This is a genomic window from Psychrobacillus sp. FSL K6-1415, assembly GCF_038003185.1.
Classification (GTDB): Bacteria; Bacillota; Bacilli; order Bacillales_A; family Planococcaceae; genus Psychrobacillus; species Psychrobacillus psychrodurans.
This window is the reverse complement of the sequence record NZ_JBBOOQ010000001.1, coordinates 1,427,997-1,449,617: the sequence shown is the minus strand read 5'-3', so window position 1 is coordinate 1,449,617 and position 21,621 is coordinate 1,427,997. Positions and strand designations below refer to the sequence as shown.

General features: G+C 33.8%; 23 protein-coding genes. 5 read left to right on the top strand and 18 right to left on the bottom strand.

Annotated features, from left to right (window positions below):
* Positions 1–8: 8 nt before the first annotated feature.
* From arsA to MKY60_RS06680, 7 genes are all read right to left on the bottom strand, one after another.
* On the bottom strand, positions 9–1,778 hold the full coding sequence (gene arsA / locus MKY60_RS06710; protein WP_340929167.1) for an arsenical pump-driving ATPase: 1,770 nt from the start codon (positions 1,776–1,778) through the stop codon (positions 9–11).
* Positions 1,779–1,798: 20 nt separating this feature from the next.
* On the bottom strand, positions 1,799–2,161 hold the full coding sequence (gene arsD / locus MKY60_RS06705; RefSeq protein WP_340929165.1) for an arsenite efflux transporter metallochaperone ArsD: 363 nt from the start codon (positions 2,159–2,161) through the stop codon (positions 1,799–1,801).
* Between the two features lie 91 nt (positions 2,162–2,252).
* Positions 2,253–2,672, bottom strand: a complete 420-nt coding sequence (gene arsC, locus MKY60_RS06700; protein WP_340929164.1) for an arsenate reductase (thioredoxin) — start codon at positions 2,670–2,672, stop codon at positions 2,253–2,255.
* Positions 2,673–2,746: 74 nt separating this feature from the next.
* Positions 2,747–4,057, bottom strand: coding sequence for an arsenic transporter (locus MKY60_RS06695; protein WP_445677983.1), 1,311 nt, complete (start codon positions 4,055–4,057; stop codon positions 2,747–2,749).
* A complete protein-coding gene (locus tag MKY60_RS06690) occupies positions 4,057–4,401 on the bottom strand; it encodes an ArsR/SmtB family transcription factor (protein WP_340929160.1) in 345 nt (114 codons plus the stop codon). Before MKY60_RS06690 ends, MKY60_RS06695 begins: the two co-directional genes overlap by 1 nt.
* 377 nt (positions 4,402–4,778) lie before the next feature.
* Positions 4,779–5,666 carry a Shedu anti-phage system protein SduA domain-containing protein gene (locus MKY60_RS06685; RefSeq protein ID WP_340929158.1) on the bottom strand — a complete coding sequence of 296 codons (888 nt, stop codon included), beginning with the start codon at positions 5,664–5,666 and terminating at the stop codon, positions 4,779–4,781.
* Between the two features lie 303 nt (positions 5,667–5,969).
* Positions 5,970–6,275, bottom strand: a complete 306-nt coding sequence (locus MKY60_RS06680; protein ID WP_340929156.1) for a helix-turn-helix domain-containing protein — start codon at positions 6,273–6,275, stop codon at positions 5,970–5,972.
* 190 nt (positions 6,276–6,465) lie between these two features.
* Between MKY60_RS06680 and MKY60_RS06675 the strand changes: the two genes are divergently transcribed.
* From MKY60_RS06675 to MKY60_RS06665, 3 genes are all read left to right on the top strand, one after another.
* Positions 6,466–8,133, top strand: a complete 1,668-nt coding sequence (locus MKY60_RS06675; protein ID WP_340929154.1) for a DUF262 domain-containing protein — start codon at positions 6,466–6,468, stop codon at positions 8,131–8,133.
* Positions 8,134–8,330: 197 nt separating this feature from the next.
* The gene (locus MKY60_RS06670; protein WP_340929152.1) at positions 8,331–8,804 is read left to right on the top strand and encodes a hypothetical protein; all 474 of its coding nucleotides are present in this window, start codon (positions 8,331–8,333) and stop codon (positions 8,802–8,804) included.
* 116 nt (positions 8,805–8,920) lie between these two features.
* Positions 8,921–9,124, top strand: a complete 204-nt coding sequence (locus MKY60_RS06665) for a hypothetical protein (RefSeq protein WP_340929150.1) — start codon at positions 8,921–8,923, stop codon at positions 9,122–9,124.
* Positions 9,125–9,564: 440 nt separating this feature from the next.
* Here MKY60_RS06665 and MKY60_RS06660 read toward each other — a convergent pair whose 3' ends face one another.
* The 3 genes from MKY60_RS06660 to MKY60_RS06650 all read right to left on the bottom strand — a co-directional run bounded on the left by MKY60_RS06660 (position 9,565) and on the right by MKY60_RS06650 (position 12,144).
* Positions 9,565–9,897, bottom strand: coding sequence for a four-helix bundle copper-binding protein (locus MKY60_RS06660; RefSeq protein ID WP_340929148.1), 333 nt, complete (start codon positions 9,895–9,897; stop codon positions 9,565–9,567).
* Between the two features lie 531 nt (positions 9,898–10,428).
* Positions 10,429–11,481, bottom strand: a complete 1,053-nt coding sequence (locus tag MKY60_RS06655) for a stage II sporulation protein P (RefSeq protein WP_340929147.1) — start codon at positions 11,479–11,481, stop codon at positions 10,429–10,431.
* Between the two features lie 183 nt (positions 11,482–11,664).
* The gene (locus MKY60_RS06650) at positions 11,665–12,144 is read right to left on the bottom strand and encodes a C40 family peptidase (RefSeq protein ID WP_340929145.1); all 480 of its coding nucleotides are present in this window, start codon (positions 12,142–12,144) and stop codon (positions 11,665–11,667) included.
* Between the two features lie 304 nt (positions 12,145–12,448).
* Here MKY60_RS06650 and MKY60_RS06645 point away from each other — a divergent pair, with 304 nt between their 5' ends.
* Positions 12,449–12,976 (top strand): TVP38/TMEM64 family protein, encoded by a 528-nt coding sequence (locus tag MKY60_RS06645; RefSeq protein ID WP_340929143.1) that lies wholly within the window; start codon positions 12,449–12,451, stop codon positions 12,974–12,976.
* A gap of 175 nt (positions 12,977–13,151) precedes the next feature.
* Here the strand turns inward: MKY60_RS06645 and MKY60_RS06640 are convergent, their stop codons facing one another.
* From MKY60_RS06640 to MKY60_RS06610, 7 genes are all read right to left on the bottom strand, one after another.
* On the bottom strand, positions 13,152–13,736 hold the full coding sequence (locus MKY60_RS06640) for a YdhK family protein (RefSeq protein ID WP_340929141.1): 585 nt from the start codon (positions 13,734–13,736) through the stop codon (positions 13,152–13,154).
* Positions 13,737–14,158: 422 nt separating this feature from the next.
* Positions 14,159–14,533 carry a hypothetical protein gene (locus tag MKY60_RS06635; protein WP_340929140.1) on the bottom strand — a complete coding sequence of 125 codons (375 nt, stop codon included), beginning with the start codon at positions 14,531–14,533 and terminating at the stop codon, positions 14,159–14,161.
* Between the two features lie 1,027 nt (positions 14,534–15,560).
* A complete protein-coding gene (locus MKY60_RS06630) occupies positions 15,561–16,067 on the bottom strand; it encodes an NUDIX domain-containing protein (RefSeq protein WP_340929138.1) in 507 nt (168 codons plus the stop codon).
* 9 nt (positions 16,068–16,076) lie between these two features.
* Positions 16,077–16,538, bottom strand: a complete 462-nt coding sequence (locus MKY60_RS06625) for a putative iron-sulfur cluster-binding metallochaperone (protein ID WP_340929136.1) — start codon at positions 16,536–16,538, stop codon at positions 16,077–16,079.
* Between the two features lie 429 nt (positions 16,539–16,967).
* Positions 16,968–19,385 carry a heavy metal translocating P-type ATPase gene (locus MKY60_RS06620; protein WP_340929134.1) on the bottom strand — a complete coding sequence of 806 codons (2,418 nt, stop codon included), beginning with the start codon at positions 19,383–19,385 and terminating at the stop codon, positions 16,968–16,970.
* 84 nt (positions 19,386–19,469) lie between these two features.
* A complete protein-coding gene (copZ, locus tag MKY60_RS06615) occupies positions 19,470–19,676 on the bottom strand; it encodes a copper chaperone CopZ (RefSeq protein ID WP_340929132.1) in 207 nt (68 codons plus the stop codon).
* Positions 19,677–19,783: 107 nt separating this feature from the next.
* Positions 19,784–20,002, bottom strand: coding sequence for a copper ion binding protein (locus MKY60_RS06610; protein ID WP_340929129.1), 219 nt, complete (start codon positions 20,000–20,002; stop codon positions 19,784–19,786).
* Between MKY60_RS06610 and MKY60_RS06605 the strand changes: the two genes are divergently transcribed.
* Positions 19,991–20,314 carry a metal-sensing transcriptional repressor gene (locus tag MKY60_RS06605; RefSeq protein WP_340929128.1) on the top strand — a complete coding sequence of 108 codons (324 nt, stop codon included), beginning with the start codon at positions 19,991–19,993 and terminating at the stop codon, positions 20,312–20,314. The two genes, MKY60_RS06610 and MKY60_RS06605, sit on opposite strands and share 12 nt — an antisense overlap.
* Positions 20,315–20,455: 141 nt before the next feature.
* Here the strand turns inward: MKY60_RS06605 and MKY60_RS06600 are convergent, their stop codons facing one another.
* The gene (locus tag MKY60_RS06600) at positions 20,456–21,367 is read right to left on the bottom strand and encodes a cupredoxin domain-containing protein (protein ID WP_340929126.1); all 912 of its coding nucleotides are present in this window, start codon (positions 21,365–21,367) and stop codon (positions 20,456–20,458) included.
* Between the last annotated feature and the right edge of the window lie 254 nt (positions 21,368–21,621).

Here is a 21,621-nt window from a genome sequence, read left to right as displayed (position 1 = left end):
CCCACCAATTAGTTAATATAATCTTTTAGTTTGTCATATCCAACTTTTTCTTCATGTAGCCACGGAATAATGGCACAGTTTGATGCTTTATTTTCATTTACTTCATGAATCCATTCCAACTCACCCACTGCTTTTGCACTTAATACTGGATCTTTTGTATTGGTAGCATATAAACTTTGATTAATAACCCACCATTTAGGGCTTATTTTTGCTCGTCTTAGATCTTCTTGTAGTCGAGAGGCTTCTAAAACTGGTGTTGCTTCAGCCAATGTTACGATAACTACCTCTGTTACTTTTGGATCTCGAAGTAAAGGAAGTAGATTTTGCACGCTTTGTGGTACTTCACCTGTAGACTTCTCTATTTCTTTACTGTAGGACTGAGCTGCATCTAACAATAGTAAAGTATGACCTGTTGGTGCTGTATCGATGACTACGATTTCATCATCCGTTTTAGCCACTACTTCAGCAAATGCACGGAATACTGCGATTTCCTCCGTACAAGGTGAATTTAGATCTTCTTGTAGGTACGCAATGCCGTCTTCATCCAAATTATTACTTGCTTTAGATAATATATCTGCTTTATATTTTTCTACTTCTTGTTTTGGATCAATACTACTGATACTTAAATTTTGGTTCATTAATTTACTTTGAAATTGATAATTAAGATGTGCAGCAGGGTCTGTAGTTGTTAAATGGACACGATGTCCCTTTTCAACTAAACCAACTGCAATTGCTGATGCGACAGTTGTTTTTCCGACCCCGCCTTTACCCATAGTAAAGATTAACTTTGTATCTGAGGAAGAAAAGTCAGCTATAATATCCTTCAATTTAGACTGGTTACTAAATTCAGGTTGGTTGTTAGATATAGCTGTTGATGATGTGTACATTTTGAATAGATAACGAAGATTTTCTACACCCGTCAAGGAATATGAAACAAAAGGTAAAGAATATATTACAGACTGCTTCAAATTTTGGGGCATCTGTTTTAAAGCATTTCTTTGTCGTTGATAAAATGCAGATGAAACCTCATCCTCTTTTAGATACTCACGAAGAAGTCCGTTCACAATAACAATTTGATTTTTTATCCCTATATCTTTTAGTTCTATTGAGGCGCGATCAGCTTCTAACAGAGAAGAAACGTCTGGTCTTGTAACTAAAATTAATGTAGTTTTAGTAGCGTCGGCTAAAACCTCTACTGCTTTAGAATAGAGATCTTTTTTACCAGCTAATCCTGATAATGGACCTAAACATGATGCTCCATGCGTACTTTCCTCTAGGAACCCATTCCATGCCGTTGGAAGTTGTAAAAGTCGTAAAGTATGCCCAGTTGGTGCAGTATCAAAAATAACATTATCATACTGACTTACCACATCATTGTTTGTCAGCAAGCTTGTAAACTCATCAAATGCGGCTATTTCCACAGTACACGCACCTGATAATTGTTCTTCCATTGTGATGACTACAGATTCAGGAAGTTTTCCTCGATACGGTCCCACAACCTTTTCCCGATAGGCTTTTGCTGAAGCCTCTGGGTCTAAGTTACATGCATACAGATTATCAACATTTGGAACTTCTTTTGGTGAGTTAGTTAGTTCGATACCAAATACATCTTGTAGATTGGAGGCAGGATCGGTACTGATTAACAAGACTTTTTTCCCCTTATCTGCTAATGAAATAGCAGTCGCACAAGCTGTGGAAGTTTTTCCTACTCCCCCTTTTCCTGTCAAAAACAAAAATGGAGTATTAATTACATTCTTTGGCTGAAAATCTTGAAACATGATTATCTCTTCTTTCCGTTTTAAAGTGAATTTAAATTAATAGAAAGTCGACCTTTAGGCTTTTCTTTTAGTTCTTCCAAACCTACATTAAACCATTCTGCAAGTTCATCGTTTGTTGGATAACTTCCTAGTTTTACAATTTCACCATCTACTAAAACTACTGGCAAAGCATCTGTTCCCTTTTCATGTAACGCATTGTTAACCGCGCCATTTTCAACAAACTTATCCGGGTTGTTTGTTAATTGGTATCGGGTAATATTAAAGCCTTTTTTTTCGAGTGAATACAAAGCCGAAGCTACTCTCGTTAATTCTGGGTCAACACTTGGTCCACATACCCCAGTCGAACAACACATCGCTGGATCAAAAATTTCTACTTTTTTCATACCTAAAAACCTCCCTATATAGTATCAAATAAGCATATACTTATATCTCAGTTAAAAGAGAACCAAGAGAATATTCTCTTGGTAATGGAAATCATTCGCCTGTCTCAGCAAAACGCTTGATTCTTTCTCCAACTTGATCCCGAACTCGTTGGAAGGTAGCCCACTTCTCTTCATCAGTTCCCTCTGCTTTAGCAGGATCGTCAAAGCCCCAGTGATCACGTTTCACGTGTGGTGGTGTCATTGGACATTTATCTGCAGCATCACCGCAAAGAGTAACTACAAACTCCGCATTATTTAACGTTTCCATATCAATGATATCTGAAGTCTGATTAGAAATATCGATTCCAATCTCATTCATTGCTTTAACAGCATTCGGGTTTAAGCCATGTGCTTCAATACCAGCACTTAGAACTTCCCACTCATCACCTAAATATTTTTTCCCCCAACCTTCTGCCATTTGGCTTCTGCATGAATTTCCTGTACATAAAAAGTAAAGTGTTTTTTTTGACATAGTAAGAAATCTCCTTTGGTTTCAACTTTATAAAAAGTATTAGTTTTTTGAGTTACATTAATTGATTGCACATATTAGAAAAACGATAAGGAAATATATAGACCTAATAATGTAATAAATAGAATAGGTACTGTTAAGACAATACCTGTTTTAAAATAAGTACCCCATGAAATTTTTACGCCTTTTTGAGATAACACATGAAGCCATACTAGTGTTGCAAGTGAGCCAATCGGTGTGATTTTTGGTCCTAAGTCGGATCCAATCACGTTAGCAAAAATAAGTGCTTCGCGAATTGTACCAGAAGTATTCGTTTCTGCAATCGCTAATGCATCGATCATCACGGTTGGCATGTTATTCATTAGGGATGAAAGGAAGGCTGCAATGAAGCCCATCGACATCGTAGCTACGAATAGTCCTTGTTCTGCCGCTACTTCTATAACTCCAGCTAAAACGCTTGTTAGTCCTGCATTCCCTAGTCCGTAAACGACAACATACATACCTATAGAGAAAAACACAATATTCCAGGGAGCTCCTTTAATAACTGTTCTTGTATCAACAGCACTACTTCTTCTTGCCATGATAATAAAGAATATCGCTATTAATCCAGCTACAATGGAAACAGGAACCTGGATGAACTCGCTACTAAAGTAACCGATAACTAATACAGCAAGTACATACCATGAAAGATGAAACATTTTTATATCTTTAATAGCTTCTTTTGGTTCTCTAAGTTTTGATAAGTCATATGTTCTTGGAATGCTTTTTCTAAAATAAAATAATAATACGCTGATTGTTGCAATCAGAGAAAATATGTTAGGAATAATCATTCTAGAAGCATATTCCACGAAACCAATATTAAAGAAATCAGCTGATACAATGTTAACTAGGTTACTAACCACGAATGGTAGCGAAGTTGTATCTGCTATAAAACCACTCGCCATAATGAATGGGAAAATCATTTTTTCATTGAAGTTCAAGTTCCGAACCATAGCCAAAACAATTGGTGTTAATATTAACGCAGCACCATCATTGGCAAAAAAGGCAGCAACAATAGCACCTAACACACTTACATAAATAAACATCTTAATCCCATTGCTTTTAGCGGCCTTTGCCATATGTAATGCAGACCATTCAAATAAGCCAATCTCATCTAAAATTAAGGAAATAAGTATAATTGCAATAAAGGACAAAGTGGCGTTCCAAGTAATGTCTACAACTTCTACGACATCACCAAAGTCTACAACCCCTACTAATAACGCTATAATTGCTCCACCACAAGCAGACCAACCGATATTCAACCCTTTTGGTTGCCATATTACAAAGACAAGCGTTACTAAGAAAATCAATGATGCTAAAATAACTGGTGACAAAATACTAACCTCCATTATTCACATGAGATACGTAATCCCTGTTCTTCTAATTCTTGTAGTTTAAAATCTTGATTGGGAAGGTGACGAATCAAGCTCTGGACAAATGGAATAACATCACTTTCCTTGTTCAATGAATAGATAATCCATTGACCTCTTCTTGTTTCACGTACCAATCCAGCATCTTTTAATTTCCTTACGTGCTGACTAATAGCAGGCTGACTTACTTTAAATATTCCAACAAATTCACAAACACAATAATCATTCGTGTCTAACATTTTGAGCATGGTTAGTCTTGTTTTGTCACCTAACAACTTCAATATTGTTGCTGCTTTTTCAATTTCAACCGTAGATAAATCCATTTAAGAACACCTCCTTATATGATTTCACTATTAGCATATAATAATTTACTTATATAATACTCCGCTTATATGTTGTTTGCAACCTTATTATTATAACCAATTTGTAAATAAATTATAAAAGCAATGTACCATTAATTATATTGCTTAGATATAGATTGCAAATAACCCCCCCCCCTTTTTTAGTGCATAAGCTTTAGCTGACAACATTACAGATTGATTTTTTTCTTTAGGAGTAGCGTCAAGAAAATGCGATTTACAATCACTAAACCTATAACCCGATAAAAATAAAAATCAGCAGCTCCAATATACTTGGAAACTGCTGTTTTTTTGTTAGGCTAATTTTTAATAATCGCACCTTACTTCGAATCACAAAAGGTTTATTCCCAATCTCCTGAATTTCTCAACCCTTTTGGTTGTCTTTTGCCGAAATCCACCCAATATTTAAGTCTTGAAATAAGAAATTCTTTCCGTATATCATCTATTTGAGAATTATTAATAGCTTCTTCATTATTATCTATTTTACTTAATTCCTCAGCAAATACAGGTCCTAATCTAAATGTTTGTGGAACAAATTTAGCAACATAATTCCTATTTCTCACTTTACAAGTAATGGTATTTCTTGCTTTGATATTAGGTGTTAATCTATCAAAGGTCATATATATTTCATTTTCTCGCACTAATTGCGATCTTTTTTGATTTAAATCAGGTTTCCCACTAAATTCACTTCTAGACCCAAAAATTAAAACAAATTGTGGTTTAACTGCTTCCCCCCTCGCTATTTCTCCATCTATGTCATAATACTGATAAAAAAGACTTTGGTGATTTGGATTTGAATACCACATTTTCCAATCACTAAGTTGATTTTGAGCTTGAGTAAATTCTGCTGTTGGTCGTCCATCATTTCTAAACCATTTTTTATTAGGTTTTTCTATCTCTATAAAAATTGGATAAATTGTTCCACTATCTGAAGCAATCCACAAAAAGTCAGGTATTTTAGTTGTTAAACCTTGGAGTAATGGTTGAGTAATTAATGCATTATTATATGGAGCATGACCAGATTCTCCATAAATTCCAAAAGCTCCTGGTAATAGTGAAGGGTTTTTTTCAAAAAACTCTTGAAAAACATCTTCCTCGTCTCCATGTTCTTTTAATAGGATCTCATAATCTTTAAGTAAATTTCTTTCGTAATCATCCCATGCAATAACTTTTGGAGCATTATCTATAAGGTCGTAAGGTTTGTTAAAAATAGAATTTTGAACAATCATATAATAATTCACCACTTTCTTCCAGTTAGGTTAAACACAACTATCTAGTTTTCTGTTTTTGTTTTTAATACTAATCTGCATCTTCACTTCGACAACATAAGCTACAACTCCTTCTTGTACCAACCTGCAATTTTAATTCAATTAGAAACATGGTTTGACTTGCAACCCATGTTCTTCAAGGGAATCTGCTTAAATTTGATATTAAATAATGTTGAAATATTTATGTTTTAAATTTAAAAATGATCATCCAAAATATGTAAACAAAAATTTTGGATGACCGTTTATAACTTTATTTGAAAATGTCTAGTCTTTAGATAAAAATGATTCCAATAATTCAGTAACTTTTCGTCGCTGTTTTGGAGACAATTTTTTAGCAGTATATATAAGATTTAACATATCAAGAGGGAGTTCCTCTTTATCAAATAGATTAATCATTGATATTTCTAATGCATTACAAATCTTTAACAATGTTTCAATTGTCGGGGAGCTATCATTACTTTCAATTCGGCTTATCGTGGATTTATTGATTCCCGAAAAAAATTCAAGCTGAGTGAGAGTCAACCCTTTGTCTTTCCTTATACTTTGTAATATATGACCTAAATTCCTCATATTCTAACCTCATTTAATATTAAAGTAACCTTGCTAGTTATCAGTTATTAGTGTTTGTAGAAGTAGCATATCAAAAAAGAAAATATTAAAACTATATATTGCGTATTTGCAATATTTTTGTTTAATTTGTTGCAAATATGAGAATAACTGTTGCTACTGAAATAACGGCCCAGCCGAATGAGGTGAAATAATGTCTATAGATACAAAAAGACTAAGTATAGGAAAACTGCTTGGCAGTGTTAATGAAGTTTATCAAATTCCTCTTTATCAAAGACAATATGATTGGGGAAAAGATCAATGGAATGACTTGTGGGAAGATTTATTAAGACTAGAAAATGATGAAACTCATTTTCTGGGATTTGTAATAACAATCAGTCAAAAACGTCGTAATGGGTTTAGCCACTTTGAGGTGGTTGATGGTCAACAACGGATAACAACAATCTTGATTTTTCTAACTGCTATACGTGATTTAGCAGAAGAATTTGATAAAGATAGGGCAATATATATAAACAACTATTTTTTAAAAAGTTCAACTATTGATGATGTAGAATCAAAATTAATTTTAGGCAGGAAAGATAATAAAGTTTTTAGAAGGTTAATTGAAAAACGAATTAAAAAAGATGAGATTAAGACAGAGAAGATTGTTCAGGCATATTATTTCTTTAAGGAAAAACTTCAAGATAGTAACTTTCAATGGCAAAAAATTTATACAAAATTGTTGGATTCGCTCGATATAGTCTTAATGGTTACAGATTCATATTATGACGCCTTTAGATTATTTGAGAGTCTTAATAACCGTGGCTTGTCACTTACCTCCGTAGATTTAATAAAGAACTATCTACTGAGCAGGATTTCAAATAATGAAGCTATGTTAGAAGAGTGCATTGAGGTATGGGATAGTATTATTGCTAATCTGAAGGAAATAGAATCTGTTCGTCATGACAAGGTAAGGTTTTTTAGACATTACTTGTTTTCGATTGAATATGGGATTGTTCCGATACCAAAGTTATATTCGAAATACCAAAAAATGATTGACAATTCAGATAACATTTTAGGCTTAGTTGAAGATATTTGGCTGAAATCTGAACTGTATGTAAAACTATATAATGCAATGTTAGGAATAAAAGTAGTTGATGATCTTTTAAATACTATTGTCCGAATAGAGGCTACTACGTGTTATCCACTTCTTCTAAAATGCATGGCAGAAAATTTACCAAAAGAATACTTAATTAAAATTCTCGAAGCTATTGAAGTGTTCACACTAAGAAGAAGTATTTGTAGTATTTCCACTAGGGATATTGATAGAATCTATAATCATTTAGCAATGGAATCTTTTAAAGAAGAAAGTCCTGTTCAGTACATTATTGAATATTTGAAAAAGAGAACACCAAGTGACACCGAGTTTTATCTCAATTTTCTAAGCCGTGATTTTGCTAGATCAGCACAAACAAAATATATACTTGAAATGATTGAAAATGAACTAACCAATAATACGAAAGAAAAAGTGATAAGTTCTCGAACTGATGTTCATATAGAACATATAATGCCCAGAGAACCAGTAAGAAAGAGTGGGAAAAATATAGAAAGTACATGGAAGGATGAATTAGGAGATAGAGTATCTGAATACCCACTGTATGTGAATAGAATAGGTAATTTAACTTTACTTGGTAGTGAACTAAATATTACAGCTTCAAATAATCCATTTAGTGAGAAGAAAAAGAAATATGAACAATCTGTTATTTGTTTAACTAAAAATATTTGCAAGGAAGATCGGTGGACGTTCGATGAAATTGAAAAACGAAGCGAGTATCTTGCTAGTATTGCTAAAAAGACATGGAACTTCAATAATCTCACATAATTTATAACCATTTTGCTAAAAGCGCTCATAATGCAGCAAGAAAAATAATACAGCAACAGATATAGTCTTTTTATACGTATAGAAGAAATGAGAATCTCTTACTAATTAACTTGCAAATTATTATTACTAGTTGGACACTATACCATACTAAAGGACAATTTGTTTTTTATCATTCAATCATAAAGCGAGGGATATTAATGGGTACTTTCTACGCACTTGGTGTCGTGAAAAAATTCATAGCGAAATCGAACCAAACGCTTAATGAATCTAATTGGAAGGAACACTTGAATGAAAGACTTGATATGGAGCAATACACAATAAATTTCAGGGATAATGCAATAGAAGGAGAATTGAAGAAAGAAGTATTTGAAAAAAACATTGAAGACTTCTATAAAAAGCTTGTTACTATAACCAATAACGAGCGGATTTCCATTTACTTTGAAGATTCCGGAACAGATATAGAGAAATATCAACATTGGGTAACGGGAATGACAGTTAAGGAGCATAGTCTCCAAATTACCTTAACCGCCGAATTTGCGATACTATTTATTGAAGGTAAGGTTTCAGTTGAGGAATTTAGCATCGAACCGTATTTAATGAATTGGCTGTTTAGGCATGTTGACCTCTCGAACCCGCTTAGTGGATGTATTATGACGGACATAGTCGGATAGTATTCTTCAAATTCTGAATTAGATGACGTACAGAAACAAGATTGAGTGAAAATCAGACAATAATAATTAAATAAATCTCCCAAAGAAGTTAAACAACGAATTACAAGGAGAAAAATATGAGAAAAAAAATAAACGATAGCAAAGAGTACTGCCCTTACTGTGGTGCTGATTTACAAGCTGATTCTATTCCTATAGAAATGCAACACCATTATGGCAATTCAACCCACTTTTCCAGAAAAATCGGGATTTCTAGTATGGAGCAAGATCGTGTAATCAGATGGCAATGTCCTGACTGTGGGAAGGAATGGGAGAGGGAGTAGTAAGACTTTAGTTTTTTCGGACTTTTTCCATCTTCCACGAGCCACTGTTTAAACGTTCTTAGTTAATTCATTTTTCACCTCCAAATACTAAAAGAGCGATTCATATATTTCCTATATGAATCGCTCTTTTTCTATTAAGTTTTGATTAGTAAATTTGCAAAACGTCTTTTGAATTACTTCTGAATCCCGACCCCAGGCTTAACGTATCTGTTCTGGAACAAGGATGCGAAATTTTTCGTTGCAACTTCCAATTATTTCTTGATTCAAATGTTTCCCAAAAATCTCTCACCCAGAGTTTTCTTCTCGTAATTTCGGATATAACATGTAAATTCTTCTATTCTATATTTTCTTTTTACTTACGACATTCTTTAGATAATGTCGTGTGTTTTTACTGGGCTAAACTCTTCAATTTATAGCAGCTCAAATTCAGAAAAATATTATTACATACTCTTACTCATTTGACGACATGCTTCAGCACATTTACGGCAAGACTCTGCACATCTTTGGCAATGTTCATGGTCGTGCTTAGCGCATTCATCCGCGCAACGTTCACAAATTTCCGCACAAAGTTGGCATATTTCTTTCATAAATGGACTATTAGTAGTCATTGCATGTATAGCAAATGCACAAGCATCCGCACAAGCGCGATCTAATCTGATGCAATCGACCATCATTTTTACATGATCTTCTCTTAAACAAGCATCAAAACATCTGTTACAAGCCTCTAGACATTCCATGCAAGCTTTGAGACACTCTTCATATTTCTGGTTCATGAAAACACCTCCTACATATACATATTTGTATTCTGTAATATTGTTCCCTGAAGAGGTAAGCTCAAACTTAAAAGTAAAAACTCCTTAAAAACTCCTTAATTGCGCTAAATCCTTTTTTAACTTGACACACTCTTTCTGATGCTAATTTTTAACTTTTAATAATACATATTATACGTAACTACCCTACATTCACTTGTCCCATCATTTCGCTATCTTAGTGTTCAAGGACGTGACTAAATAGAACATATTGATACCTTTATTATTAAATTTAATTGCTAATTTACTTTTCTTCCGGGTTAAAAATAGATACAGTATTTTTCCATCCCTGTTCATTATCTGGAGGTTCTGCCCTATCGATTGAAATAATCTTAAATTGTGTCCCATAAATATGAATTCAATGAACCAATACAGACACTCCTTGAAGCTAATGGCTTTTAGGTGCATTTCTTTTTAAACATTAAAATAACCAATTACTTAAATTGTAAAAGGAAAACGGCCTAAGTAATATCTTGTTCTAATCAAAAGATTGATTTACTTTTCTTCATGAAAATAATATTCACTTAAAACATCAGCAAAAACCTCTGTTGTTCGGTGAAGCTCTTCTACTGTATTATCTACGCCTCCAATTTCCACAATAATAGAGTTTGGAGAAATATCTTGATTATAAATTCCATTGCCTTGTTTACTGCTTTTTTGCAATATGCCTTTGGATAGTCCGGGGTATTGATTATCTAAAATTGTTTGTAGCCCTTCCGCAAACGTAAGATTCTTTTCAAAACCTTTATGGCCAGTACCTACAACAAATAACAATTTGGCATAATTTACTCCATTCATTGCAGTAGTAGTAGAGTTACTACGTAAAGAATCGCGATGCAAATCTATAAAGATTTCTAAATCTTTATTATCTTTTAATGCAGCACGTACTTGCTCTCCTGAGACATTATAAGAACTGTTGTAGTTTAAACCTCTTGTAGCTAGTTCTTGAACGATATCGGTTGAATCTACTGTTGTTCCTACTCCCCTTCTTTCTAATGCCCTTCCAAGCAGTTCTCCTATTAATGTAATATTTGCTTTCGAGTGGTAGGCTTCTTCAGGTTTATCTGTTTCTTCTATATATGGTAAAAAAGATTCCCTGCTATGAGTATGATAAATATACAGGACTTTCTTTCCGAAAGTTGAATGGGATGATGAAATTTCTTTGGGAGATTTCATATTTTCAAAAAGAGCATCAATATTCTTTATAGTAAGTTCTCTTTCGTTAAAGAAAGCGTCCATAGCAGGCTCAAATTCATCCCTACTCTCTAGATTCAAGTTAGATTTCACTCCCGTATCTAGATTAGGTGTTTCAGTAGGTATCCTATCTAATTCTTCAGATAAATTATTATTTGATTCAACATGAAAAAAAGGGTAGATTCTATCGTCAAATGTATTTTCTTCCTCTGCTTTAGGATTATAAAAAAATGTCATCCAGAAAGTAAAAAGTAAGAGAATAAATAGCAAAATTGTTAAGTATAATAATATTCTTAGTAAAGTTTTTTTCTTCTTTATTATGTTCTTTTCTTTGTTTAGGGAGCTTGAAGACATTCGATCCCTCCTATAATTTCTCTTTTCAATATGATTTAATTAAATTTAATAACATACCATAAAAAAAGGATAACAAATAATTGTGGATAATATATGGACATGAATGATTTTCTTATCTACCTAAACATAAAAAAGTACAATCATCTATACAGTGGATGATTGTACTCTTAAAAAGTCTAAAACTTACTTATTAGTATTTTTTCCTTTTTCCATAGCTACAGTTACATCAGATAACCGTTTCGCTCCTGCATATTTAGGTCCCCAATAAGGATCTGTTTTTAAGTTAGCTTTTAAAATACCCTTACTTTTTGCAGAAATGAACTCCCCGTTACCCAAATAAATTCCAGTGTGAGAAATACCTTTTTTATATGTATTTGCAAAAAACACTAGGTCTCCAGGTTGTAATTTATCTTTTGCTACTGTTTTCCCAACTTTATACTGTTCGGCAGATGTTCTCGGTAAACTAATGTTGAATTTATTAAAAACATATCTAATATATCCAGAACAATCAAATCCTTTGGGAGTTGTACCACCAAATTTATACGGAGTACCGTAAAATTTTGAAGCAAATGCTCCGATTTCAATTGATGTTGCAGCATTGACTTTATCTGCAGAAAATACTTGTACAGAAAAAATTAAAGATACCACAATTAATACTTGCATAATCCTACTTCTCATTTTACACCCCAGAAAATCTTATTTTTATAATTGTAACTTTATCACAAATGATGAAATATATTCGTTACAATTTGATTGCAAAATCATTACAAATTCCTAGTTTAAATTTATTATCCGACAAAAATTAGGACTATAGTTTTTATTTGCTAAGCTAAACAAAATTTTTATGTATATAACATCTGCTGAAATAAACTCTTTGGATTAACTTCGGTTTATCACTATCAGTAGTTGCAACTGTTATAATTATAATTATAGAAATAGTCATTAGAATAGATAGGTGGTTTATCTCTTGTACGAATTTTTACAATTTATTCAATCTATAAACATAGCCCTAAAATTTATTTTATTACTATTACTAAATTTGGGCATTGGGGCCGTTGGCTTAGTTCCAAGTTTCTTTATTACTGCAATTAACATCAATTCACTTGGACTGGTATTAGGTTCAATACTTACATTTACAGGAGAAATCCTCGGAGTACTTATCGGATTTCACCTTTACCGTTTTGGTTTTTCTAAAGTTCGTTCTAAATGGATGAATAATACTTTTTTTAATGCTATAAAAAATGCTTCTTCAATGAAAGTTATTTGGCTAATTATTCTATTTCGTGTTCTACCGTTTGTTCCATCTGGTTTAGTTACTGCAGGAGCTTCTTTGACTTCCATTAATGGTGGACTCTTTATGATTGCTAGTTCTATAGGTAAAATACCAGCAACAATTCTTGAAGTAGCTATAGTATTTGGAGTTATTCAAAAAATTTCTATGAATTATATATATCATTTTAATATGTATTGTAGTTTTAATTACTTGGATAAATAATAAACAGAAAAAATCTGTGTGAAGTTATTAATATGCCAAAAGATATTATTTTTTTCAATAGTTCCAAATAATATTTGAGACTGCATTCCTATACAAATTTGCGCATTATACTCTATAAAAGCAAAAAACTATCCTATAATGGATAGTTTTTTTAATGAAGCTAAAACTAAAAAATTTATTTAATTGGTGACAATTCACTTTCAGTTACCCATTTGTGATTAGTCACTTCGTCTCCGGTAGTAGAAGTGAAATCAACCATATATACAGTCGTTTCTTCAGCCGAATCAATTTCAGCAGTTGCTCCTTCCATCCCCTCCATATGTGCGGCTACTAGGACTACTTCGGCACCAGGTTCTAATGGTGCCGATTGTGGTTCTCCTAATTCTTCATGAATGACCCATTTATGATTTTCTACTCGTTCTCCACCAGTTGTAGGAGTATAGGAAACAGTATAAACAGTTGTATTATAGGCACCGACAATCGTTGCTTCAGCACCCTTCATACCTTCCATATGATCTGTTTCAATAATTGCTTGACTTCCTACTTCAAAAGTTGGATTTTCAGCTACTTTTAAGCCTTCAGGAACTTCACCTGATCCAGACATGTCCATAGTAGAATGATCCATCCCCTTACTTTCTTCCGTATTCATTTCTTTGTTCTCTTGTGTGTTCGTGTTCGTTTCCTTTTCATCACTTGCACAAGCAGACAATGTAATTGCAATAGCGAACGAACCAAGACCCATAAATAATTTTTTTCTCATAGTTATCCTCCTAAAATTCTTTTAAATTAACAACAGATACACCTCGTTGTTTAATACAATCTTACACGGAAATTATGAAGAAATTATGCAGACCAGTTATAGAATATTGATGACCTAAATTTTATCACTATGTATCTTGTCTTTATAAAGTTATTATTCCCTACTTTAATGAATAAAAACTAGGAACTTTAACTTACTCTTTTACATCTATTTTTTAAAATTTTATACAATGCTGCAAATTGGATAAATTACCTTAACGGCAAGCTAGGAACAATTGACCACAACATTTTTTTCAGTAGAAATAATTATTACCAACAAAAAGAGCATTGATTCTTGTTAAATCAACGCTCTCAATATTAATTATTATCTATCAGATTGGTTACTGTCATTATTCGCTTGAGGGTATTAAAGTCTAAAATCACTTATATAAAAAACCACCTAATAGAAGCCCAGGATATCAATAGAAAAGCACCTGATATTGCAAAGAAATACCAAATAAACTTTCTGCTCTCTTGATTTTGCATCTTTTTATATTCTTTATAAGAGATTTTCCCCATAGCGTACTTTAACCCATTTTCATTTGGTTCTACACTAAGTTGTAATCCTTCATTGATTTCTAAATTCACCCTTGTAATTAGGGAAATTTCTTCTCCATTACCTTTCATTATAAAATCTTGTATTTCAATATTTTTTTCTCCAATAATATCCAAACTTACTGGTTTGTATATAGAGTTTTTAATTATCTGTTCACTTATGGTAAGTGCTTGTCTTTCGATTACATTAGTTGAAAAGCACACAGTTTTCACCTCATAATCATTATATTCAAATCATGTTCCAAAGGTACTTATCATGAAATGTAAAGCTGGTTATTGACTCAAAATTCTTTATTAGTATGAAAAACTTCAACTTTATTCGGAAGACTTTTAAATACCTTAGGCTATGTTAAAGTTAATGGTTGATTTTTTGCTCTCTTTTTCTAAAGTTAGTAATAGGTAAGCGTTTGAAGTTATCTCCAGCTTTTCCCCTACTCCGTACGGAACGTGATAGTATCCCATCATTCCGCGTTCCATCTAGCGATGGTTTTAGTCATTATAAGTTTCAAGTTACTCTTCATCGAAGAGCTTGCACTGTGGCATCATTCTACTATGAAATGATGTTCCCACGTTCTTACCCGACCGGTGCAATGAACAGCTGAAAAATAATTATTACCTATCGCTAGACTTGGGGCTGTTCCTCCACCTCGATTACAGAGGTTTCACTGGTCGTACCCCTACCCTCATAAGGACTAATGCATTTTGCCATAAGGCTTATAGCAACCGTTTCGGGTGACAGCCCTTGAATCAACGTTCCTTACTTTCCAAGTACCTTACAACGTAGCTATACATTCTAAACGTAGGTGATTCCTTTTAAGCCTGTGAACTGGATACCGCCATTGTTCGGTATAGTGTATTTCAGAGGGTGCATTTTTACTTTACACCGTTCACCCCATCATTGGATGGTACACAAGTTTCCTCATGTTCTAGCTTTAGACCCGTACCTTCGGAAGTTCGTCAGTTCCTTTATGTAGGAACTATTCTCACCATATCTAGTTTTTCAGCCATGCGGTCTATCCTTCGGCATACCTTTTCCATAAGAATGGCTTCAGCCTAGTTCAACCCAACCGAATCTACCTGTGCTTCACACCCCATGACCAGTCAATCATGACGTATGCAGGAGTATTGATGGAATAGTTTCAGGAAACATGGCTCCATCATTCCTATCCTCCGTTGTAAAGTTGAAATTTATTTTTATAAATCTCCTGTATTTTCACGCTAAAAAGCGCTATTAACAGAACTTGTCGCGCGCACCCGTTAGTTCAACAAGAGGTATTCTTTTTTTAAAGTTGCCCTTCCCTTTTAGTTCAAGTAATTTGTTCTTAATAAAAGGATCGGTTTCTGCAGGTAATTGGTCTAATTTAAAAAATTGAGCTTCAATTGCTTGACTCTCATCAGGGGTTAGTTCTCCTTCAAAGTCTGAGCATAGATAGCCAATTGCAACAGTCTGATACTGATCGCCACTTTCCTCGACACGATTAATTAATTCTTTGCCTGAATAGACATCTAATAACTGTAATGTATTTAACGTGATACCAACATCTTCTTGTACAGTTCGTTTAATACATTCCTCAATAGACTCATTTAACTGCAATATGCCACCAGGAATGCCCCATGTTCCACCTTTGTATCGATACAATAAAATATCTCCTGATTGATTGATGATCGCTACACTTGGTCGTACGATGATTAATGGGGAATTTCCAATCATTTCTCTCATCTTTTCACAATAATCCATAAAAACCTCCTAAGAAAATTGATTCATAAACTTCGTGACATTCCCTAAACAGCAACTACCTTGAGGGTTATTTACCTCACAGCCACATCGATTTTCTTTAACATTTTGACGAATGTGTTCCAATGGCTTTGAACCAATTCCCTCTTCAAAATACTTTGTAATTTTTTCTCTTGTCCAATCAAAACAATAGCAGACGGGAACAATTGGCGAATTATCTTTTTGGTAAACAGAAACCTTAACTTCTGATGTTGAGTACGTCTTTTTGTCTGTACCAAAGTACACTACAACACAATCCTCGGTTGAACAAAAGTAATGAGTTAAATCTGGATTCAACGTATCTAAAACAGTCGGTTTCAGTATTGATTTTAAAGTAATTATTTTTACTTTTTTCCCTTTTGTATTACAGGATGGACATAACTCAGAACGAATACTTTCAACGTTTTTTTCATTTGTAACACAGCAATCAGTCATTTTCTCTTCCCCCAATTTCGATTTCTCTAATATGTAAATTATAACACCACTATTGAACTAAACTGCCGCATTAATTTAAGTGAACACTTTCACAATATTAAATTTATTTTAACATAAATATCCGTGTCAATATTATATAGGGAACCCCATTTTCCAAATTCGTTTATCGATTAAACTACCTTTCCCTTTAACAAAGCCATACTTTACAATAAACATTTTAATAGTGCAAACTTGATGGATTATTCATTAGTGAAAAAACCGAAGTTTTAACCGAAAGCTAATACACAAGTTGTAGCTTTCCACTTCTTTAAGGTTGGGTTTACAATTTATAATGTCATTATTAATGTAAGTAGCCTCTAATTGAGGTTCTATTCACACTACCTTAAATAAATAAAAATTAACCCACCGGAAGTGGGTCAGATTTTAAATTTACTTTTCTAGTTTTACTCTTTGAAGCCGTAATGCATTTAATACAACGGATACAGAGCTAAATGCCATTGCCGCCCCCGCTACCCAGGGCGCTAGTAATCCGACTGCGGCAATCGGTATGCCTAAAGTATTATATGCGAATGCCCAAAATAGATTTTGTTTAATGTTTCTCATCGTCTTATGACTCATAATTATTGCATCAGCTATGCTATTTAAATCCCCTCGAATTAAAGTAATATCTGCAGTTTCCATAGCAACGTCAGTTCCTGTTCCAATTGCCATTCCGATATCTGCGACTGCAAGAGCTGGAGCATCATTAATTCCATCTCCAACCATCGCTACTTTCTTTCCAGCTGCCTGAAGTTTTTTAACTTCTTCGGCTTTTCCTTCAGGAAGTACCTCAGCGATAACATGATCTATTCCAACCTCTTTACCAATCGCTTTAGCTGTACGTTGATTATCACCAGTCATCATAATCACTTCTATATCCATCTCACGTAAACGCCTGATGGCTTTCTTAGACGTTTCCTTGATTGTATCCGCAACCGCAATAAGGCCTGCATCTTGACCGTCTATACTCGCCAGCATCGCCGTTTTCCCATTAGCCTCTAGTTCTTCCATTACCGGTAGTACATGTAAAATATCTACACTATTTTTATTCATTAACTTTCGAGTTCCAACCAGAATTTCTTTTTGATTAACTGTTGTTTTCACTCCATATCCAGGGATTGCTTCAAAATCTTGAACTGAATCAAGTAATATCCCTCTATTTTGAATTCCTGTCACAATTGCTTCCGCAAGTGGATGTTCCGATTGTTTCTCTGCTGAACCAACTAGAGAAAGAAACTCATCTTCATTTAAACCATTTGCAACAATTACATCGGTTAACTCTGGTTTACCATTTGTAACTGTTCCAGTTTTATCAACAATTACTGTATCAATATGGTGTGTGGTTTCAAGATGTTCTCCACCTTTAAACAGAATCCCAAACTCAGCAGCCCGTCCTGAACCTGCCATAATGGAGGTAGGTGTTGCAAGACCAAGTGCGCATGGACATGCAATAACAAGAACGGCAATTAGAGCTTCCAGTGCCGGAGTAACTTCTCCTGGGTTCACCCATATAATCCATACCAAGAAAGTGATAATCGCAATACCAATTACAATTGGTACGAACACACCAGAGATTTTGTCTGCAAGCCTTTGAATAGGAGCTTTGGAGCCTTGCGCATCTTCCACTACTTTAATTATTTGAGAAAGAGCTGTATCTCTTCCGATTTTCGTTGCTTTCATTCTAATAAAACCATTTTTATTAATTGTTGACCCAAACAAAGAATCACCAATCGTTTTATCGACTGGAATACTTTCACCAGTTAACATCGACTCATCGACAGCAGAGTTTCCCTCCATAACCTCTCCATCAACCGGTATTTTTTCTCCAGGTTTTACTAGAATGGTATCACCGGTTACAACTTCTTCAAGTGGTATTTCCATTTCCATTTCATCTCTAAGGACCAAAGCTGTTTTAGCTTGAAGCCCCATAAGCTTTTTAATAGCTTCAGATGAACGCCCCTTTGCTTTTGCTTCGAAAAGTTTACCCAATATAATTAGAGTAATCAACACTGAGCTTGTTTCAAAGTACAATTGAGCAGTATGATGCTCACCAATGGTAATGATGGCCTGATAAACACTGTAAAAATAAGCTGCGGATGTACCCATAACAACTAGGACATCCATATTGGCACTCCCATTTCGCAATGCTTTATAAGCACTTACATAAAACTGTTTTCCAATAATAAATTGAACTGGTGTTGCCAGAGCCATTTGTACCCACGGATTCATGAGAAACTCAGGCATGTAAATAAATGATGTAAAGGAAAAATGACCGACCATAGACCACAATAAAGGTAGAGACAAAATTGCAGAAATAATAAATTTTTTCTTTTGTATCTGAATAGCTTTCTCACGGTGATCTATTGCTTCTTTATCATCTTCTTTATTGATTGCCCCATACCCTAATTTCTCAACCCGCGCAATAATATCTGACACGTTAACCTGAGAAGGGTTGTATTCAATAGTTGCATTTTCAAGCGCTAAATTAACGTTTGCAAATGAAACACCCTCTAGCTTGTTAAGACCTTTTTCAATTCTCGTAGCGCAGGCAGCACAGGTCATTCCTGTTATTGCAAACTCTTTATTCTCCTTTGCAACGCCATACCCTAGATCTTGAATTTTCTTTTCAAGTTCTTGATTAGTCAATTTTTCTGGGTCGTATTTAATCATGGACTTTTCAAGCGCCAAGTTTACATTGGCTTCTTCAACGCCCTCTAATTTATTTAAACCCTTTTCAATCCTTGTTGCACAGGCAGCACAGGTCATTCCTGTAATTTGTAGACTGGTTTCTTTTAATTCACTACTCATTTTGTTTTCACCTCTCCTTTAAATACTACCAGGGGGTATAAATGAAAGTAAGAAAGAGAGTGCCTAAATAGCACTCTTACTCATTTATTCCACATCATAACCTTGATCATCAATTGTTTCTTTAATTTTACTTAAATTTAATTTTTCTTGATCAAAAACTACGTCCACTTTTCCTGACTCTAAGTGAACCTTAACTTCGTTTACCCCATCTAATTTTCCAACGCTGCCTTCAATAGAATTAACACAATGACCACAAGACATTCCACTCACATTCAATGTTACGTTCTCCATATTTCTCACTTCTCCTTTTTTTATATTTATAATAGTCAACAACGTCTTCTACATAGGGATATAAATTATTGAAAAATTTATTTCTGATTTACACAAAAGTTTTCTAACTAAATTTTTGTACCAACTGTATAACCTTTATTTTCAATTGTATTTGTAATTTGTTTAATATCTATCTGCGATTCATTAAATTCTATATCCACATTTCCCGTTTCTAATTGCACATTAACTTTCTCCACACCACTAAGTGCGCTAAGACCATTTTTAACTGATTTTACACAATTTCCACAAGTCATACCTTGAACCTGTAATGTAACTTGATTTGCCATTTCAAATTCCTCCCCTTGTCTTGTAGAAAAAGTCATCATCCTGAACATGTAAAAAAAGATCTAACAAATCGATTAAACCGAATTGAAGGTCAAATCCGAGGAATAAAAGGTATGGTAGACAAAGACGTCTATTGTGACGATATAATCACACAGCTTTCTGCCACTCAGTCAGCTCTAAATAGTGTAGCTAAGGTACTTTTAAAAGGACATTTAAAAGGCTGTGTAGTGGATAGATTAGCAGAAGGTGACGATGAGATACTAGATGAATTATTAGTAACAATTCAAAAATTAATGAAAAAATATCAGATATGATTGTACCTTCTTCTAATACATTGTCCACTAAGCAACCTCCTATTCTTATTTCCAAAATAGCATACCTACGTGGGGTATGTAAAGGAATTTGTTTGTTTATTTTAATGTAAATATATTGAACATTCTTGTTTCTAAAATTCCCTAATTCACAATAATCTGACCAACCATCCCTGATTCCTTATGTCCACGGATTGTACAAATAAATTCATAAACTCCTGAATCGGTAGGGGTAAACGTAAATTGCTCCGTACTTTTAGGTTCGGCATGAATATGTATCAAGTTTTCTTCCGTCCCATGATTATGATTTAGCTTTGTGCCGGTATCATTATGAGATGGGATCTTCATTTCAATATCATGCTCTATATTATCCTGATTTTCAAGAATCAAAGTTATCGTTTGATTTTTATCCACAACAATTTTGGTTTGGGAGTACTTCGTGTTTTCTGCTTTTATTGTAATAACTTGTGAGTTATTTTCTATCTTATTCTCTACGTTATTAGAATGGTTGTTATGTTCTTGTGAAGGAGTCATAGATATGGAACTCATATGTTTTTCGGCAAAAGAAACACCGCCTACAAAATAAAAAGTAATACAAGTTGCCAATAAGAATGGCCTTAATAGCCATATTTTATTTTGTATCTTTTGATTTTTCTTGTACGGTAATAAGACAAATAAAAAGAGGGTGATAATAGATAAAAATAGAAATAATCTTATTAAACCCACTGATTGTTCTTCGTTTATCATCTCACCTAACATGGCTCCCATCATACCGCCCATCAAACCAGACATTATTCCTTCTAAAACAGACAAAATTCCAAAATATCCACCACATATTGAACCTGCTAACATTCCAATAGCCATTGACAGAACTGTTGAGAAAAATAGATCTCCTTGAAATGTTATACCTAAGAGAACACCCGCAGTTAACCCGGTATTCATACCAAAAAACATAGAAATTATCATCCCTTGCATGGGATTGAGTATTTTTTTCGATTTTCTAGCTAAAATTACGACGATCAATGTTAATACTGTAAGCGATGCTAGAATAAACATTTGATAAAACCCCATTTATCCACCCTTTTTGTGAATTAGTTAAGCTTTTTCTATTCTCTAGATTATACTTTATACCCCTTCGTGGTATGCAAGCTTTCTATGATTAATTTAGAAAAAACCACTTTTTTTACTGCTTTATAGTTTTTGATAATACTTCCATTGAAACTGCTGATGTCGTCCTTGAAAAAAGCAATCCGCTTGATGTAGTTAATATTATCAAGCTTCCAAGAGCTACTTATCGAAAAATGACACAA